Source organism: Pseudomonas sp. MC6 (assembly GCF_054790575.1).
The window spans coordinates 2,268,581-2,287,371 of record NZ_CP186504.1 but is presented as its reverse complement, the minus strand read 5'-3'; the positions used below and the strand labels follow the sequence as shown (position 1 = coordinate 2,287,371).

At 60.3% G+C, this 18,791-nt stretch carries 12 protein-coding genes; 4 read left to right on the top strand and 8 right to left on the bottom strand.

Annotation, left to right across the window (positions count from 1 at the left end):
• Positions 1-108: 108 nt before the first annotated feature.
• Together katG and ACOYXE_RS10105 are read right to left on the bottom strand one after the other, a co-directional pair.
• A complete protein-coding gene (gene katG, locus ACOYXE_RS10110) occupies positions 109-2,379 on the bottom strand; it encodes a catalase/peroxidase HPI (protein WP_460929011.1) in 2,271 nt (756 codons plus the stop codon).
• A 151-nt stretch (positions 2,380-2,530) separates the two neighbouring features.
• On the bottom strand, positions 2,531-4,741 hold the full coding sequence (locus ACOYXE_RS10105) for an LTA synthase family protein (RefSeq protein ID WP_160057475.1): 2,211 nt from the start codon (positions 4,739-4,741) through the stop codon (positions 2,531-2,533).
• 419 nt (positions 4,742-5,160) lie between these two features.
• Between ACOYXE_RS10105 and ACOYXE_RS10100 the strand changes: the two genes are divergently transcribed.
• Both ACOYXE_RS10100 and ACOYXE_RS10095 read left to right on the top strand, forming a co-directional pair.
• Positions 5,161-6,177 carry an ABC transporter substrate-binding protein gene (locus ACOYXE_RS10100; RefSeq protein WP_460929009.1) on the top strand — a complete coding sequence of 339 codons (1,017 nt, stop codon included), beginning with the start codon at positions 5,161-5,163 and terminating at the stop codon, positions 6,175-6,177.
• 116 nt (positions 6,178-6,293) lie between these two features.
• Complete coding sequence (locus tag ACOYXE_RS10095) at positions 6,294-7,010, top strand: ERF4 family protein (RefSeq protein ID WP_460929007.1); 717 nt, start codon at positions 6,294-6,296, stop codon at positions 7,008-7,010.
• Positions 7,011-7,035: 25 nt separating this feature from the next.
• On the opposite strand, the gene ACOYXE_RS10090 is transcribed toward ACOYXE_RS10095, so the two are convergent.
• Positions 7,036-7,242, bottom strand: a complete 207-nt coding sequence (locus ACOYXE_RS10090; protein WP_460929005.1) for a helix-turn-helix transcriptional regulator — start codon at positions 7,240-7,242, stop codon at positions 7,036-7,038.
• The gene (locus tag ACOYXE_RS10085; RefSeq protein ID WP_102899169.1) at positions 7,239-7,613 is read right to left on the bottom strand and encodes a hypothetical protein; all 375 of its coding nucleotides are present in this window, start codon (positions 7,611-7,613) and stop codon (positions 7,239-7,241) included. Before ACOYXE_RS10085 ends, ACOYXE_RS10090 begins: the two co-directional genes overlap by 4 nt.
• A 234-nt stretch (positions 7,614-7,847) precedes the next feature.
• Here ACOYXE_RS10085 and ACOYXE_RS10080 point away from each other — a divergent pair, with 234 nt between their 5' ends.
• Complete coding sequence (locus tag ACOYXE_RS10080; protein WP_160057477.1) at positions 7,848-8,348, top strand: hypothetical protein; 501 nt, start codon at positions 7,848-7,850, stop codon at positions 8,346-8,348.
• A gap of 78 nt (positions 8,349-8,426) precedes the next feature.
• Here ACOYXE_RS10080 and ACOYXE_RS10075 read toward each other — a convergent pair whose 3' ends face one another.
• From ACOYXE_RS10075 to ACOYXE_RS10060, 4 genes are all read right to left on the bottom strand, one after another.
• Entirely contained in the window at positions 8,427-8,906 is a 480-nt protein-coding gene (locus tag ACOYXE_RS10075) for a copper chaperone PCu(A)C (protein ID WP_160057478.1), read from the bottom strand.
• Positions 8,906-9,511, bottom strand: a complete 606-nt coding sequence (locus tag ACOYXE_RS10070; RefSeq protein ID WP_008079652.1) for an SCO family protein — start codon at positions 9,509-9,511, stop codon at positions 8,906-8,908. Before ACOYXE_RS10070 ends, ACOYXE_RS10075 begins: the two co-directional genes overlap by 1 nt.
• 156 nt (positions 9,512-9,667) lie before the next feature.
• Entirely contained in the window at positions 9,668-11,062 is a 1,395-nt protein-coding gene (locus ACOYXE_RS10065) for an efflux transporter outer membrane subunit (RefSeq protein WP_160057479.1), read from the bottom strand.
• Positions 11,063-11,095: 33 nt separating this feature from the next.
• Positions 11,096-11,890: a helix-turn-helix transcriptional regulator gene (locus ACOYXE_RS10060; RefSeq protein ID WP_460929001.1), complete on the bottom strand. Its 795-nt coding sequence runs from the start codon at positions 11,888-11,890 to the stop codon at positions 11,096-11,098.
• Between the two features lie 487 nt (positions 11,891-12,377).
• On the opposite strand from ACOYXE_RS10060, the gene ACOYXE_RS10055 reads away from it, so the two are divergent.
• Positions 12,378-18,788, top strand: coding sequence for an amino acid adenylation domain-containing protein (locus tag ACOYXE_RS10055; protein WP_460928999.1), 6,411 nt, complete (start codon positions 12,378-12,380; stop codon positions 18,786-18,788).
• Positions 18,789-18,791 lie beyond the last annotated feature (3 nt).

The window sequence follows — 18,791 nt, the reverse complement described above, 5'->3', positions numbered from 1 at the left end:
GGGGAGAGGGCTGGGGTGAGGGGGTAGGATTCAAGCATCACCACAAATCCCAAACCGTACACACAAAAAACGCCGCATTAATGATGCGGCGTTTTAATTGACCGAAAGTTACTTCAGGTCGAAACGATCCAGATTTGTCACCTTCGTCCACGCCGCAACAAAGTCCTTAACGAACTGCTCCTTCGCATCCGAACTGGCATACACCTCAGCCAACGCCCGCAGTTGCGCATTGGAACCAAACACCAGATCCACCCGCGTCGCCGTCCACTTCACGCTGCCGGTTTTACGGTCGCGCCCCTCGAACTCATCCGCATCCCTTGAAGTCGGCTTCCACTCCACGCCCATGTCCAGCAGGTTGGTGAAGAAGTCGTTGGTCAGCGCTTCAGTTTGCGATGTGAACACACCATGACGGGTCTGCCCGACGTTGGTATTCAACACCCGCAAACCACCCAGCAGCACAGTCATCTCCGGTGCGGTGAGGGTCAGCAGTTGAGCCTTGTCGATCAGCAGCGCTTCGGCCGAAACGGTATATTTGCCCTTGCTGTAGTTGCGGAAACCATCGGCAATCGGTTCAAGGAAGCCAAACGAGTCAACATCCGTTTGCTCTTGCGAGGCATCCGTACGGCCCGGATTGAACGGCACGGAGACGGAGTGCCCGGCGTTTTTCGCTGCTTGCTCAACCCCGGCATTCCCTGCCAACACGATCAGGTCTGCCAGCGAGACTTTCTTGCCAGCGCCGCCGCCATTGAACTCGCCCTGAATGCCCTCAAGGGTTTGCAGCACTTTGGCCAGTTGCTCAGGCTGGTTGGCCTGCCAGAACTTCTGCGGTGCCAGACGCAGGCGACCACCGTTGGCGCCGCCGCGCTTGTCTGAGCCGCGGAACGTCGAGAGTGCCGCCCAGGCGGTGGAGACCAGTTGCGACACCGACAGGCCTGAGGCGAGTACTTTGCTTTTCAGCGCCGCCGCATCGCTGTCGTCGATCAGCGGATGAGTGACATCCGGAATCGGATCCTGCCACAGCAATTCTTCGCTCGGCAGTTCCGGGCCGAGGTAGCGCGACAGCGGGCCCATGTCGCGGTGGATCAGTTTGTACCAGGCGCGGGCGAAGGCGTCGGCCAATTGATCCGGGTTGGCGAGGAAGCGCCGCGAGATCTGCTCGTAGGCCGGGTCGAAACGCAGCGCCAGGTCGGAGGTAAGCATGGTCGGCGAAAGTTTTTTGCTCGGATCATGGGCATGCGGAACGGTGCCAGCACCGGCGCCGTTTTTCGGAATCCACTGGTGCGCACCAGCCGGGCTTTTGCTCAACTCCCACTCGAAACCGAACAGGTTTTCCAGGTAGTTGTTGCTCCACTTTGTCGGTGTGGTGGTCCAGGTCACTTCGAGGCCGCTGGTGATGGTATCGCCACCCTTGCCGGTGCCGAACGCGTTGCGCCAGCCGAGGCCCTGTTCTTCGAGGCCGGCCGCTTCCGGTTCCGGCCCGACGTTATCGGCAGGGCCGGCACCGTGGGTTTTCCCGAAGGCGTGGCCGCCGGCGATCAACGCGACGGTTTCTTCATCGTTCATGGCCATGCGGCCAAAGGTTTCGCGGATATCGTGGGCCGACGCGACCGGGTCCGGATTGCCTTCCGGACCTTCGGGGTTTACGTAAATCAGGCCCATTTGCACCGCAGCGAGCGGGTTTTCCAGATTGCGTTCGCCCTGATCGGTGCGGCTTTCCTCTTTACCGTGTAAATCCGGCTCGGCGACCAGCGTGCCGTCTCCGGGCTCCTGCATGGCGGACTTGTCTTTGCCATAACGGCTGTCGCCACCCAGCCATTCGTGTTCCGAACCCCAGTAGACGTCTTCGTCCGGCTCCCACACATCGGGGCGGCCACCGGAGAAACCGAAGGTCTTGAAGCCCATGGATTCCAGCGCAACGTTACCGGTCAGAACGATCAGGTCGGCCCAGGAAATATTGCGGCCATATTTCTGTTTGATCGGCCACAGCAGGCGGCGGGCCTTGTCGAGGCTGACGTTGTCCGGCCAGCTGTTCAGCGGCGCAAAACGTTGCTGGCCGGAGCCGGCGCCACCACGGCCATCGGCGGTGCGATAGGTGCCGGCGCTGTGCCAGGCCATGCGGATGAAGAGGGGGCCGTAGTGGCCGAAGTCGGCCGGCCACCAGTCCTGGGAGTCGGTCATCAGCGCATTGAGATCTTGTTTCAGGGCTTGAAAGTCGAGGCTCTTGAAGGCTTTGGCGTAGTCGAAATCCTTGCCCAGTGGGTCGGACTTTGGCGAATGCTGACTGAGGATTTTCAGGTTGAGTTGATTCGGCCACCAGTCACGGTTCGTCGTACCACCACCGGCGGCGTGGTTGAACGGGCATTTCGATTCGTTTGCCATGTTCGGGTCCTTATCAGGTTTGCTACGGCCGGCTCGTGCCGACTTCGGACTAGTAAGGCTAGACCCGACTTGGGGAGTCAGCTAATAGGCCGACTATTGGACATTGATAGTCAGAACCTTTTACTGCGCGCTCGCCCGTATAGAACCTTGGTCAGGTGGATTGGGCGGTGTCGTCCTCCGGCACGTCGTCGAGAATATCCTCTTGCCCCGGCAATTCAGTAATCACACTGAAGTCCGTCACCTCAACCGCACCCAACCCATACCCCAGCAAATGGAAAGAAAACGCTTTGCGCTCTTGCGGGTTGTCGAAGCTGAAATTCATTTGCAGTGGCTGGTCGGCGGTTGCCACCATCTCCTGTGGCAAACCGATCTGTACGTCCTGTTCAAACTCCTTGGCCTTGAGCTGAATGTACGCAGCCTGCTGCGGGTCGACTGAACGTACGGTCAGGCGCACGCGGGTGTGCGAGCCTTTGGGCATTTCCAGGTACTGCGCGCCGATCAGATTGTCGGCCCAGTCATCCTTGATCTGCGCCTGCAGCGGGATGACGTTGGTGCTGCCGAACTGATAGCGATGATTGAGCGGCGTACGCAGCAGTGACAGGTCCAGCGCATTGGCGCGGGCGGCGATCTGCCGGGCCGGGTGGCCGCTGTAGTTGCCTTTGTATGTGGCACTTTCGGCGATGAAGCCGGCGCTTTCGTAATAGCGGCAACGGCGTGGCATGTCGCACTCGGAGAAGATCCCCTGACCGTTGTGATAACGCAGCTTGCCGTTGGTGAACGACATGATTTCGCGGCCGCTGTCGTAGTCGCGAAACAGCGAACGACCGCTCAGCGCGGAGGGCACCGGCAAGTCGAAGTAGTCGAGGATCGAGGTGCTCAGATCGACGTGGCCATACACGCCTTTATTCAGCCGCGGCAGCTGTTCTTGCTCCGGCGCCAAGGTCAGATTGAAGCCCCATGAAGAGGCCAGGCGCACGCCGTCGATGCCGTGGGATTCGTCGGAAGTGATCACCACCAGCGTGTCTTTCAGAACGCCCTGATGTTCGAGGCCGCTGAGGAACTGTTCCAGCGCATCGTCGAGATAACCGACGGCAGCCTGTTTTGGCGTTTCGTAGCGCTCCAGATATTCCTCAGGCGCGGAGTAGGGCTGATGGGTGCCGACGGTCAGCAACGTCAGCATCCACGGCTTTTTCTGCTTTTTCAGTTGGCCGACATAGTCCAGCGCGCCTTCGAAAAATGCCTTGTCATCCTTGCCCCACGGGAATTCCAGATAGTTGCTGTTGCTGAACCACTCCAGACCGTGGGTCGCATCAAAACCGATGTGCGGCATGATCTTGTCTTTGGCCATGAAACGCAGGCCGGCACCTTGCAGATAGTGCGTGCTGAAGCCGTGCTCCCGCAGTTGCGCCGGCAGGCAGGCCTGATTGCGTTCGTTGAGGGTGAGCATTTCCACGCCTTTGGGCGTGCCGTTGTTGAGTTTGTCGTAGTCACCGCAAAGCATCGCGTACAGACCGCGAATGGTCTGGTGGGTATGCAGCACGTAATCCGGGGTGTTCATGCCGCGCTCGGCCCAGCGGCTGAGGTTGGGCATCAGGTCTTCCTGATAGTGGCTGCCGATGGCCTCGCGGTTGGCGCGGATGTAGGCGCCGGGAATGCCTTCGAGGGCGATGATCAGTACGTTGCGCGCCTGACCTGGTACGGCCAGCAGTTTCTGCCCGTTGAGGTCGACGTCGGTGAGTCCGGCCATGGCCGGCGCGGGTTCTTCGACATCGCCATCGAGCCATTCCTCGGCCCGGATCTGCAGATCGGCCACTTCGGTCGCCAGCAACTGGTGCGGCAGATTGTACTGGCGCCACGGATCCGCTTCGCTTGGCCACAGGTTTTGCGCGCCCCAGTGCGCGGCGAACAGCGCCAGCGGCGCGCCCCAGACCGCGCGGGGCAGGGCTGGACGCTGCATGCCACGGCCGGCAAATTGAGTCAGCAGCCAAAACAGCAGGGCGAGCAGCAAGGTGATGCCCAATGCCGGATGCGCCAGCCCGCCGCCGGTGGAGTTCTCGACGAACTGCGGATCGATCAGGTAATGAATATCCGAAGGTGTCGGCAGACGCCCGACCGCGCTGACCAGCTCAGCCGTCGCCACCGCCAGCAATCCCCAGAACACCAATACCGGCAAGGCCAGCCACCACGCCCGGCGATGCAGCAACACCACCAACAGGCTGCCAATGGCCAGGTCCGACACATAGCCCAGCGGTGTTGACCAGCCCAGTGCTGCACGCAGGCACACCGGCACAATCAACACGAGAAAAATCAGCGAAAAGAGGCGGGCATACGGCTGCCGCAACCGGTTAAAAAGAGCGCTCACAAAAAAAGACCTTCCAGCCATTAAATCGTCATAAAAGTGTGCGCGATGATACCAAGGGTGGGCTGTCTGATCGCCCTTTTAAACGCTCAACTGATGCGCTGGTGCGCGAGCTTTCGAAGGTGATGTCGCGTCTGCAGCCCTGACCGGCCCTCGCGTGGCACGGCAATCGACGATATTGAGGCTGGTGGATTTATTGTTTCAGGCTGTTTAACCCTTCGAGCCGCCACCGAATTCCAATGTAGGAGCTGCGGGACGCTGCGATCTTTTGATCTTGTTATCGAAACCCGGAATCAAAAGATTGCAGCCTCATTCCGCTCAACAACCCGTGCTATCGATATGCGATAAAGATATTTAATTTCTATTTTTTATAGCGATAAAGTCAGGCCTTTCAGCAAACCACCCCATGCTGCGAGGTTGTCATGGCCACACCGTTCAAACGTTCCGCACTGACTCTGCTGGCCGCTTCTCTGGCCGCGAGTGCGTTGTTCAGCACCGGCGCTCAGGCCGAAGGCAAGATCAGCATCGCCCAGCAATTCGGCATCGGTTACCTGATTCTCGATGTGGTGCGCGATCAGAACCTCATCGAAAAACACGGCAAGGAGCAGGGCCTCGATATCAAGGTCGACTGGAACAGCATTTCCGGCGCTACAGCAATGAACGAGGCGCTGCTGACTGGTTCGCTCGATGTGGTTTCGGCGGGCGTGCCGCCGATGCTCACCGTGTGGGATCGCACCAAAGGCAAACAGAACGTCAAAGCCATCGCTGCACTGGGTTCGATGCCCAACTATTTGTTGACCAATAACCCGAACATCAAGACGCTCAAGGACTTCACCGACAAGGACCGAATTGCTGTGCCGGCCGCCGGTGTCGGCTTCCAGTCGCGTACTTTGCAGATCGAAACCGCCAAGGAGTTCGGTGACGCGCAGTACAAGAAATTCGATGACATCTCAGTCAGCCTGCCGCACCCCGATGCGACCGCCGCGCTGATCGCCGGCGGCTCGGAAATCAACTCGCACTTCTCCAGCCCGCCGTTTCAGTACCAGGCCCTGCAGAATCCCAACGTGCACAAAGTGTTGAGTTCCTACGACGTGCTTGGCGGGCAGGCGACGTTCAACGTGCTGTACACCACGGAAAAATTCCACGACGAAAACCCGAAAACCTACAAGGCGTTCTACGACGCTTTGGCCGAGGTCGAGAAGATTATCAAGGCTGATAAGCCGGCAGCGGCTCAGGCGTACATTCGTGTCGAGCAGTCGAAATTGCCGCTGGCCCTGGTCGAGCAAATCGTCAAAGACCCCGAAATCGATTTCACTGTGGTGCCGCAGCGCACCTTTATTTATGCCGAGAAGTTGCAGGAGCTGGGCGTGCTGAAGAACAAGGCCGATAGCTGGAAGGATTATTTCTTTGAAGAGGCGCATGGTGGCGCGGGGAGCTAAGGGGGCGATTAATTCTGAGGGGGCGGGGCGTTCTGGACAGGGAGATGGCCACTTAGTAGCATTCGCGGCCTATGGATTTCTATCCCGAACGTCGACCGACGCATCAAGGACCCCCAATGCACAAGTTCACCCATGGCGATGTAACCGTTGATTTCACCGTGTTGAGCGGTGAGGTGGTGGGCAGCGAGAAAATGAGCGAAACCCACATCACCTCCACCGGTGGCAACGGGCAATTCGACAGCAATGGTCAGCCCATCGCAGTGCACATCAACTCGGTGATGGTTATCAACCATGAGTTCTGGATCAGAACGGCGGACGGTATCGAGCACGATGTGAATTTCCGCGGGCTCGATATTCCTCTGCGCAGCGGTCAGGACATTTCGCTGATCAGCGCGTTGAGCAGCGATGGCAAGAAGACGCTGCACACCTACCTGCAAAACCAAGCCTCGGCCAAGACCTACCAGATTCGCGATGCCAAGGCGCTCAACACTGAGCTTGGGTTGTCGCCGTTTCGCTGGAAGCCCTTGCTGATTGCCTTTGCCTTGTGGATCGGCATCGGTCTGGTTGCCGGTGTGTTGGGCTTTCTGGTGGGGACGGGCTATTACATTTATGAGTGCGTCAAAGGCTCCAAGCGCAAGAAGCTGTTGGTTGCCGAACTGGAAGCCTTTTTGGCCCGTTTGAACCAGCAGGTCGAAAGCCAATACCACGCAGGGCGGTCCGACCAGGTGCAAATGCCTGAGCAACCTCAGGCTCAGGCGCAACCTCAGGCAACCGCCGAACCTGCAGGCATGACCAGCAGCAGTGTGCGCAAAGCGCTGTCGCGTAACGGTTGAACAACGGGGGTTAATGCGCAGGCCCTTAAGCTTGCGCAGTATCTCTATCATCGAAGATGCTTTCTATGGGCATCGCGAACGCCCGGGCAATCTGGAATGCCAGCGGCAAACTCGGGTCGTAGCGTTCGTTCTCTATAGCGTTAATCGTCTGACGCGACACGCTCAGGCGTTCAGCCAGATCGACTTGCGACCACTTGCGCTCGGCGCGCAATTCCTTAAGGCGGTTTTTCATTGGTAGCGGCGTCGCGCAATTTGCAGGCCGACAATCCACATCAGCCCCATCACCGGCCACACACACGTCCACGGAATGTGCGGAGCGCCGACGTTTTCCAGAAAACCGTAGCTGAAGGTCAACAGTGCCGAGGCGGCGAAGGCGAAGCCCAGCGCTTCGAACTGGATGCGCAGATGCATTTCGTCCATGCGCCGCATGTTGCGCACAATGGCCCAGCACATCAGTCCCGCCGGAATGATCGGCGTCAGTGCGACGGCCGAGCGCAGCACGATGGGGGCGTCCATCAGGTATTGCGAGGCAATCAATGAGGCTGTCAGGACCAGCATGTAGATGATTAATGCTGCGCCCAATTCGAGGTAGTACCGGTTCATTCTTCACTTCCTATGTAAAAGACCCTTTACATGGTCGCTGAAGATTTATTCGATGTAAAGCACACTTTCCATCATGGCTGGTAGCCTAGAACAGACTCATGCCGGAGGATTTTCGCCTAGGTCAGTAGCTTAAAAGCACGCCTTCTGGACAGCGTAATAACCACTCAGTAGCATTCGAGCCCAACGGATTATCCCTTCGCACGTCGTCCGACGTGGAACGCTCAAGGAATCGACATGCGCGACACCCGCATTGACCAAAAACGAACGGTCGTGACCCAGGTCAACGGCGAGATTCACTATGAAACCCAGATCAGTTTCAGCTCCACGTCGCTCGTCGATGGCGACATTCGGGGGCATCGTGCTGAAGGCAATCAGCTAGACATTCCGGTGGCCGGGGCGGACTTCGCTTGGCGCATTGATCTGGATGGCGTGCATAGAGTGCCGGTGACGCAGCAGGCAGCGGTTGAACCGGTTGAACCGTTGCCTGCTGATGACAGCTTGAAGCTGTTCACCTCGAAAAACGTGTGGATCACCCTCGGGCTGTGGTTCTTCGTCAGTTCGGTGTTCGGTTGGCTGGGGATTGTGGCGGCAGGCGGATATCTCGGTTACCAGTGGCGTGAGGTGGAAAAGCGCAAGGGACAGTTGGCCAAGGCGCCCGTAGAGAAAGCCGTGACCCGTTCCGGCTCGGGGATGTCACGGGAAAGCGTGCGCAAGGCATTGGCCCGCAAGCGTTAATTCGGCACACATCAAAAACAAAAAAAGGGGCGGCCTGATCATCGATCGGGCCGCCCCTTTTTTACTGCCGCTCAGTGATCAATGCATCTTGCTGTGATCGTGACCTTCCATGTTGGTCAGCGCACGAACCGGTGCCTTAACTTCGATGGTTTCTTTCTCGCCCTTGGCGTTTTCCACGGTCAGGGTCAGCGGCACTGTTTCGCCTTCCTTAAGCTGACCGGTCAGGCCCATCAGCATCACGTGGTAGCCGTTCGGATCAAGCTTGACGGCTTTGCCGGCCGGCAGCTCGACGAACTTTACCGGGCCCATGCTCATGACGTCGTTCTTCATGGTCATTTCGTGGATCTGCACATCTTTGGCCACCGGCGTCGCGACGCTGAGCAACTTGCTGTCGCTGTCGGCGGTGAGGGTCATGAACGCGCCGCTGGCGGTCTGGGTTGGCACGGTGGCACGCACCCAGGCGTCGTCGACTTTGGTCTGCGCGGAGACCTGGAACGCCAGGCCCAGCAGAGACAGACCGATAACAGCGCGTTTGAGGTGGTTCAGAACAGGTTGCATCAGCAAACCTCCATAACAGTAAGCAAATCTTCCGTGCATTGTTCTGCCGAAAGCGAGGTGGACAGACCCAGGCGCAAGCCGCCATTGGAGTCGTAAACGTAACTGGTGGCGGTGTGCGAGATGGTGTACGTGTCGCCGGCCGGGACTTTCTCGTAGAACACGTCGAATTCCTTGGCCGTGGCCGCGGTTTCCTCAAGCGTGCCGTACAGCGCAACGAAGGTCGGGTCGAAGGCTTTCATGTAGGCGTCGAGGATTTCCGGGGTGTCGCGCTCGGGATCGAGGCTGATGAAGATCACCTGCAAGCGATCGCCATCGGCGCCCATCAGTTTCTTGATTTTTGCTGCGCGGGCGAGGGTGGTCGGGCAGACCGCCGGGCACTGGGTGAAACCGAAGAAGACCATCGGCATCATGCCGCGAAAGCTCGACAGCGTCATGGTTTCGCCGTCGGTGTTCTTCAGTTTGAAGGTGCGCCCCATGATCTTGTTACTCAGATCCTTGCCGTACTTGTACGACAGTTGGCCGCGGGTGTCGCAGCCGGCGAGCAGGCCTAGCCCGAGCACGCCCATTCCCGCAAGCACCTTGCGGCGAGTCAACAAAGCCGTCATCTAATACCGCCTTTTGCAGCCCGTCAGTCAGCAGGACTGGCGGGGGGTTAACCGTAAAAGCGGCGCATGATACCAAACTGAGGGCAGAGGCCGGCCACGGATCGCCGCACGGCACAGGATCGAGCGACAAAAGGTGTAAGAAAAAGTGACGATGGCTCACTGCATTCGCGACTCGTCAGCGCTCCAGCCACCGCCCAGCGCGGTGTACAGATTGACCTCGGCGACCAGTTGCGCAAGGCGATCGGTGATCAGACCCTGCTGCGAACTGAACAACGAACGCTGCGCATCGAGGAACGTCAGGCTGCTGTCGACGCCATTCTGATAACGGTTCTGCGCCAGGTTGTAATAGGTCTGCGTGGCCGCGACCAGATCGCGCTGCGCCTGCAATTGCTGCTGATACGTACTGCGCGCGGCGAGGCCGTCGGCGACCTCCTGAAACGCGGTCTGAATCGATTTTTCGTATTCGGCCACTGCGACGTCTTTCTGCAACTTCGAATAATCGAGACTCGCGCGCAGGCTGCCGGCATTGAAGATCGGCAGGCTGATCTGCGGTTGAAAGCTCCACGCGCCCGAGCCACCGCCGAACAATCCGGACAGGTCACGACTGGAGGTGCCGGCATTCGCCGTCAGGCTGACACTGGGAAAAAACGCCGCCCGCGCTGCGCCAATATTGGCGTTGGCGGCCTTGAGTTTGTATTCAGCCTGGAGAATGTCCGGACGGCGCTGCAACAGGTCCGAAGGCAGTCCGGCCGGCAGTTGTTGCACCAGATCGCTGGCCAGCGGACGGGCGGGCAGGGCGTCCGGCACCGGTGCGCCGACCAGCAAGGTCAAGCTGTTCAAGTCTTGGGCGACCTGACGCTGGTAGCGCGCCAGATTGGCCCGGGAACTGTCGACGCTGGTCCGCGCCTGCGCCTGTTCCAGCGCCGACGATTTGCCGGCCTCGCGATTGCGCGTGGTCAGGTGCAGGCTCTGCTCATCGGCGGCAAGGGTGTCGCGGGTCAGTTCCAGCAGTTCCTGATCGGCGCGCCAGGTCAGGTAAGCGTTGGCGACGCTGGCCACCAGACTCAGCTCGGCACTGCGCCGCGCTTCTTCAGTCGAGAGCCAGGTCTGCAAGGCCTCCTCGCTGAGGCTGCGCACGCGCCCGAAGAAATCCAGTTCATAGGCGCTGATGCCGAGGTTGGCCGAGTACGTCGAGTTGATCAGCGCTTTGCCCTGGGTCACGCTCGGCGGCATCCGCTGGCGCAACTCGTTGGCGTTGGCCGACACCGCCGGGAACAGGTCGGCGCGCTGAATGCGGTATTGCGCCTGAAAGGCTTCGACGTTAAGAGCCGCTACGCGCAGGTCGCGGTTGTTGACCAAGGCGCTTTCAATCAGCTGTTGCAGCGCCGGGTCGGTGAACAGTGTGCGCCAGTCTTCGCCGTTCCTGGCCGCTTGCGTTGCTGTCGGATATTGCGCGGCGGTGGGGGATGCGGGGCGCTGATACTCGGGAATCAATGAACAACCGCCCATCAGCACCGCGATGGACAGCAGGGAAAGTCGCAACGTCAACATCGAACTGCCTCATGCATATAAAGAGCGTTGTGCTCAGGCCCCGGCCATCCATTTCGCCAGACCATGGCGGCCACTGACGCCGAGTTTGGCGGTGGCGCGCTTGAGATACGTCTCGATCGAACTGTTTTTGACCCGCAGTTTTTCCGCCATTTGCGGCACGGTGCCACCGGTCAACAAGCCCAGGCAGACTTCTTTCTCGCGCACCGACAGGGCGATGTCGCTGAGCGCCAATCGCTCATCGAACACTTGCGCCAGCGGTGCCTGATCCAGCTCGGCCAAGGGTTGGCGAGGTTGCCTGGCAAGGATCTGCCGGCTGATCTGTGCGTGGCGTTCGATCAGTGGCAGCAGGGTGTCGGACAGACTTTTCAGAAACGACAACTCCGGCAGGGAAAACACCCGTTGTGTATGCGGTCGGTAAAACGAAATCACGCAACGGCGGTTGGACGTGCGCGAGACCAGATTGCATTGATGGGCGCTGTGTTGCGGATGGCGCGGCTGGAGCGAGGCTTTCAGTTGAATCAGCAACGAGTCGTTCATCTCGATCATTTTCTGCAACAGCGGATGATCGTCGGGGCTCTCCAGCGGATCGGGCGGGGCACACGTCTGCGCCGGACCGGCGCTGCCCAAGGGTTTGATGTCGACCACACTGGCCTGACGCTCATCCAGCGTCCACTCACTGAGATCTACCCGGTTGACCGGCACCAGTGTGTCGACCAATTGGAACATGTTCGTGGCGAAGTGATCATCGCCGGTACTGGCAATCAGTTCACCGAGTTGCCAGTAGAAATGCGGGTTTTCGGTGTTGCGAATAGTGCCGGTCAGATTCATATCCTTCATCCCTGGTTCAGAGCCATCACTGAATCGTCTGCCGTCTCTGTAAAAGCCGCCCACGCAGTCATTTCTCCTTGAACATGATCTGGAGCGGGATTTAAGCCTATGGATTTGTCCTACGTCTGTAGGGGAAAACAGGGACACAAAGTGCCACTATTTCTGAATCTTGGCGCCGGGGTTCTGACGCCGCTGAACCCAGGTGTACCGGCATGAGTGACTGTTCAGTCACGCTGAAGCCCCGGAAAACCTGGCGAAGGGGAGTTCTGATCGGCAGCGCTCGGGCAAATGGCGGCGCTGCTATGTGGTTTTTTTCCTACAAGCTTTTCAGTTTTTCCTCTCCGAGCTTTTCGACAGTGCCTACGATAAACACGCCCGTAAACGTCAGACAGGCGTGTTCGAGCCTCGCGGTTGTCCGGGTTTCAGGTGTCATGTCAGCGTCGGGGCCGATGCTTGAATACCGGCAAAATCACATGAGAAGGATCTTATGCAGCCTACTTCTGCCAACGTGGCGGACGATCTGTCCGTGCCTGTCGAGACATTCGCGCTGACTGCCGCTCAACGGGATATCTGGCTGGACCAACTGAGCCGTGGAGATTCGCCGCTGTATAACATTGGCGGTTATGTGGAGCTGACCGGGCCGCTGGATCCGGCATTGCTGCAATCGGCGCTTGAGTGTCTGGTGGAAGCGAATGATGCCTTGCGCATTGTTCTGCGATCGGATGTTGGTCACGACGGGCTGCCGTTGCAAGGGTTTGCCCAGGTGTTGCCGGTGGCCATGCCGCTGCATGACTTCAGTGGGCACCCCGATCCGCAGTCGGCGGCCCGCACGCTGGTCGAAGAGCAGATGGCGCATGCCTTCGTGTTGCACGGGCAAGCGTTGTTCCGCTTCACTCTGATTCGCCTCGATCGCGATCGCCACTGGTTGGCAGCGCAGGCCCACCACTTGATTATCGATGGCTGGGCTTTCGCTCTGCTGTTCAAGTCGCTGGGCGACATCTACAGCGCGTTGTGCCTTGGCGAGCGTCCGAGTGGGGCGGCACCGTCCTACGTCGGCTTTATCGAAGATGACGCGCGCTACCACCAGTCACCCCGTTATGAGCGAGATCAACGCTACTGGCTGGACAAGTACCGCAGCTTGCCCGAACCCTTGTTGACTGCCCGCCATCGCGAATCCCTCGACGTTGAAGCCGCCCCCAGTCGCATCCACGTCGAGGCTTTTCCAACCGTGCTGCACGAGCGCATGAAGGACTGCGCGCGGCAATTGGGTGGCTCGGCCTTTCACGTGTTGCTGGCGGCGCTGCACGTGTATTTCAGTCGCACCGCGCAACGTGACGAGTGGGTGGTCGGGTTGCCGATTCTCAATCGCTCCGGTGCCCGCTTCAAAAGCACTCTAGGGTTATTCACCCAGGTCAGTGCAATGCGTATGGAGTTTGGCCGGGCACTGTCATTTGGTGAATTGATCAAGGCGATCGGCGCTGGCCTGAAGCAGGATTTCCGCCATCAGCGCTACCCGCTGAGCGAGATGAACCGCGCGCTGGGCCTGTTGCGTGAAGACCGTGCGCAACTGTTCGAACTGTCGGTGTCGTACGAACAGGACGACCATGACTACCGTTACGGTGAGGCGTCGGGACACTCGGTCAAGGTCTCCAACCAGTACGAGGCGACACCGCTGGCCCTTCACCTGCGCAGCAACCGTTACACCGATAAGGCCTGGTTGCATCTGGTGTACTCGCCGGCCTGTTTCACGGCAGACGAGATCGCGTCGTTGACCGAACACTTGTTGTTGATACTGGAGCAAGGCCTGGAATGCCCTGCGCTGGCAATCGCCGATTTCAACCTCAATAGCCCGGCAGAGCTGGCCCTGCTCGATGAGTGGAACGACACCCGAGTCAGTTATCCGCAGGGCCAGCTGATTCAACGGCGATTTGAATCCCGAGTGACCGAACAACCGGACGCTGTGGTCGCGACTTGTCAGGGGCGGACGCTGAGCTACGCCGAACTGAACCGGCAAGCCAACGCGTTGGCCCATCATCTGCTGGGCCTCGGTGTACGGCCGGATGACCGGGTAGCGATCGTTGCCCGCAGAGGCCTCGATACATTGGTCGGGTTGCTGGCGATTCTCAAGGCTGGCGCCGCTTATGTGCCGATTGACCCGGCGCATCCGCCCGAGCGCCTGAGCTATTTGCTCAGTGACAGCGCTCCGGTGGCGTTGCTGAGCCAAAGCGATCTGCGTGAGCGTTTGCCCGCCACAGCGCTGCCGGTGATCGAGCTCGATCGGCGCGAATGGTCGCTCGATAACATGGTCGATCCTGACGTGCCGGGGTTGACCACGAAAAACCTCGCTTATGTAATTTACACCTCCGGCTCAACCGGATTGCCCAAAGGTGTGATGGTCGAGCACCGCACACTCGGCAATCTGGTCGACTGGCACTGCGAGGCATTCGGGCTCGGCATCGGACAGCACACTTCGAGCCTCGCCGGCTTCGGTTTCGACGCGATGGCGTGGGAGGTCTGGCCGGCGTTGTGTGCCGGGGCGACATTGCACTTGTCGCCCGCAAGCGAAGGCAACGAAGACATCGACGCGCTGCTCGACTGGTGGCGTGCGCAGCCGCTGGACGTCAGCTTCCTGCCAACGCCGATTGCCGAATACGCTTTCAGCAAACAACTCGACCATCCGACCTTGCGCACCTTGCTGATCGGCGGTGATCGTCTGCGCCAGTTCAACCGTGCGCCGGGTTTTGCGGTGGTCAACAACTACGGGCCGACCGAAGCCACGGTGGTCGCCACCTCGGGGCTGATCATGTCCGGGCAGGCGTTGCACATCGGCAAACCAGTGAGCAATGCCACGGCGTATTTGCTCGATGATCAGCAGCGCCCGCTGCCGATCGGCATCATCGGCGAGCTGTATGTCGGCGGCGCCGGGGTTGCCCGGGGCTATCTGAATCGCCCGGAGCTGACCGCCGAACGCTTTCTCGACGACCCGTTCAGTGCGCAACCGGATGCGCGCATGTATCGCACCGGCGATCTCGCCCGCTGGCGCGCCGACGGCAATCTTGAGTACATCGGTCGCAACGATGACCAGGTGAAAGTCCGTGGCGTGCGTGTCGAACTGGGCGAAATCGAAGCGGCACTCTCCAGCCATGACGAGGTGCAGGAAGCCGTGGCGTTGGTGCGTGACGGCCAGCTATTGGCGTGGTTCACCGAACGTGAAACGCTGGACATCCTGCAACTGCACGCGCACCTGACATCGCGCTTGCCAGCCGCGATGCTGCCGGCCGCCTATATCCGTCTGGCGACGTTGCCGCTGACGGCCAACGGCAAGCTCGATCGCCAGGCCTTGCCGACGCCGGGGCCGGAAGCGCTGATCCGGCGGCAATACGAGGCGCCCCAAGGTGACGTAGAAATCGCTTTGGCGCAGATCTGGGCCGAGGTCTTGCAAGTCGAACGGGTAGGGCGTCACGACCACTTCTTTGAGCTGGGCGGCCACTCTTTGCTCGCCGTCGGCCTGATCGAACGCATGCGCCAGATTGGCATGAGCAGCGATGTTCGCGTGTTGTTCAGCCAACCGACACTGGCCGCATTGGCTGCAGCGGAGGGCAGCGGCCGCGAAGTCGAGGTGCCGGCCAACCGCATTGCGCCCGATTGCACGCACATCACGCCGGATCTGCTGCCGCTGGTGCAACTGGATCAGCCGATGATCGAGCGCATTGTCGCGACGGTGCCGGGTGGTGCCGCCAATGTGCAGGACATCTACCCCTTGGCGCCGTTGCAGGAAGGCATTCTCTATCACCACATCACCGCCGCGCAGGGCGATCCGTACCTGCTGCAATCGCTGCTGGCGTTCGACAGCCTCGAACGGGTCGAGGCCTTCGCCGCTGCGTTGCGTCAGGTCATGGCGCGGCACGATATCCTGCGTACGGCGGTGGTTTGGGAAGGGTTGACGTCGCCAGTGCAAGTGGTGTGGCGCGAGGCCATTTTGCCGGTGGAGGAAGTCGAACTCGACCCTGTTGGCGGCGCGATCATCGATCAGTTGCACGAGCGTTTCGATGCACGGCGTTATCGCCTCGACGTCAGTCAGGCGCCGCTACTGCGCCTGATGTATGCCCGTGATCCCGCGCACAACCGGGTGGTCGGCATCTTGCTGTTCCATCATTTGGCGATGGATCACATTGCGCTGGAGGCGATGCGCGAAGAAATCCACGCCTGCCTGTCCGGGAGCGCTGAACCGCTGGCGCCGCCGGTGCCATACCGCAACTATGTGGCGCAGACGCGACTGGGTGTCAGTGAACAGGAGCATGAAGCGTTTTTCCGCCAGATGCTCGCCGACATCGACGAGCCGACCTTGCCGTTCGCTTTGCAGAACGTACAGGGTGACGGCAGCAACATCGAAGAAGCCGAGCAAACCCTGGCGAGCGATCTCTATCAGCGCATGCAGCAGCAGGCACGTCTGGCGGGCGTCAGCGTCGCCAGCCTGATCCACCTCGCCTGGGCGCAAGTGTTGGCGACGACATCCGGCCAGCAAAGCGTGGTGTTCGGCACAGTGTTGATGGGGCGCATGCAGGGCGGCGAGGGTGCCGACCGGGCGCTGGGGGTGTTCATCAACACCTTGCCGCTGCGGGTCGACGTCGGTGAAGGCGCGCGCGCGGCGGTGAAGTCCACCCATGCACGGCTGACCGCTTTGCTCGCCCATGAACATGCCTCTTTGGCGCTGGCCCAGCGTTGCAGTGGCGTTGCCGCGCCAGCGCCGCTGTTCAGTGCCTTGCTCAACTACCGGCACAGCGATGATGTCGAGCAAAAGACTTCCCGGCAAACCTGGCAGGGCATCGAGACCCTGGCCAACGAGGAACGCACCAATTACCCGTTTACCCTGAGTGTCGATGATCTCGGCACGGGCTTGCGTCTGACCACCCGAACCCTGTCGAGCATTGGTGCGCAGCGCATTTGCAGTTATGTGCAGTCGGCGCTGAACGGTTTGGTAGAAGCGCTGGAGACCACGCCGCAGCGGCCGCTGAATAGCCTGCCGTTGTTACCACCGGAAGAACTGCAACGGCTGCTGATCGAGTTCAACGATACGGCAGTCGACTGCCCGATGGAGCAACCGCTGCAGGCGCTGTTCGAACAACAGGTGCAGCGCAGACCGAATGCCATCGCCGTGCAGTTCGCCGAGCAACGCCTGAGCTATCGCGAGTTGAATGAGCAGGCCAACCGCTTGGCTCATCATCTGCGCGGGCTCGGCGTGCAGCCGGATTCGCGGGTAGCGATCTGCGTCGAGCGCGGGCCGGAGCTGGTGATCGGTCTGCTGGGCATTCTCAAGGCGGGCGGTGCCTATGTGCCGCTCGATCCCGATTATCCGCTGCAACGCCTGAACTACATGTTGCAGGACAGCGCACCGGTCGCGCTGCTGGTGCATGCCGCGACGCGCGATCTGCTCGGCGAACCCGGCGTGCCGCTGATCGATCTCGACCTCGGTGCCTGGCAGGAGCAGCCGCACGATAATCCGCAGGTTCCGGGTCTCGGCGCGGCGAATCTGGCCTACATGATCTACACCTCAGGCTCCACCGGCACGCCGAAGGGCGTGATGATCGAACACCGCAGCGCTTGCAACATGGTGCACTGGGGCTCGCAGTTGTCGCCGCCGACTGAACACGGCGCGTTGCTGCAAAAGGCGCCGTACAGTTTCGACAGTTCGGTGTGGGAGATCTTCTGGCCGCTGTGCTCGGGCATGCGCCTGGTCTTGGCGCGGGCCGACGGCAACCGTGATTCGGCGTATGTCACGCAAGTGATCCGCGAACAGAATATTACCGTGGTCAAATTCGTGCCGGCGCTGTTGCAGCAGTTCATCGAACAAGACGACGTCAGCCAGTGCACCAGCCTCACCGACGTGCTCAACGGTGGCGGCGAGTTGACCGTTGCGCTGGCCCGGCAAGTGCGCGAGCGCCTGCCGTGGGTGCGTCTGCACAACGTCTATGGGCCGACCGAAACCACGGTCGACAGCAGCGGCTGGACCCTGGAGCCCGGCGAGCCGCTGCCGCCGACACTGGTGCCAATCGGCAAGGCGCTGAGCAACACGCGGCTGTATGTCCTCGATGCCAGCGATCAACCGGTGCCGTTTGGCGTCAGCGGGCATTTGCACATTGGTGGAGTGGGCGTGGCGCGCGGCTATCTGGGGCTGCCGCAATTGCAGGCCGAACGCTTTATCGACAGTCCGTTCGTGGCCGGTGACCGCTTGTATCGCACTGGGGATCTGGTGCGTTACGGCGCTGACGGCAATCTCGAATTCCTCGGTCGCAATGACTTTCAGGTCAAGCTGCGCGGGGTGCGTCTTGAGCTGGGCGAAATTGAAGCGCGCCTGCTGGAACATCCGGCGATCCGTGAGGCAGTGGTGCTGGTGCGCGATGAGCGGCTGGTGGCTTATTACACCCTGCGTACCGAGCTGGCTGCGCCGACGCTTGAAGCATTGCGAGCGCATGTATTGGCGCAGTTGCCGGAGTTCATGGTGCCCGGTGCCTATGTGATGCTGGCGGTGCTGCCCCTGACGCCCAACGACAAAATCGATCGCAAGGCATTACCGGAGCCGGGGGCGGAGGCACTGCTCAGCCGTCCTTACGAGGCACCCGAAGGTGACGTGGAAAGTGCTTTGGCGCAGATCTGGGCGCAGGTGCTCAACGTCGAGCAGGTGGGGCGTCACGACAACTTCTTCGAACTGGGCGGGCATTCGCTATTGGCGGTCAGTCTGGTCGCGCGCATGCGTCTGGCCGGCCTGCATGTCGACGCGCGCACGCTGTTCAGTCAGCCGACACTGGCCGCGCTGGCGGCACAGACCTCGCGGCAGGCCAGGCAGGTCGAGATCGCCCCGACCACCATCCCCAACCTCAACCGCAAACGCCGCCTCTAACGG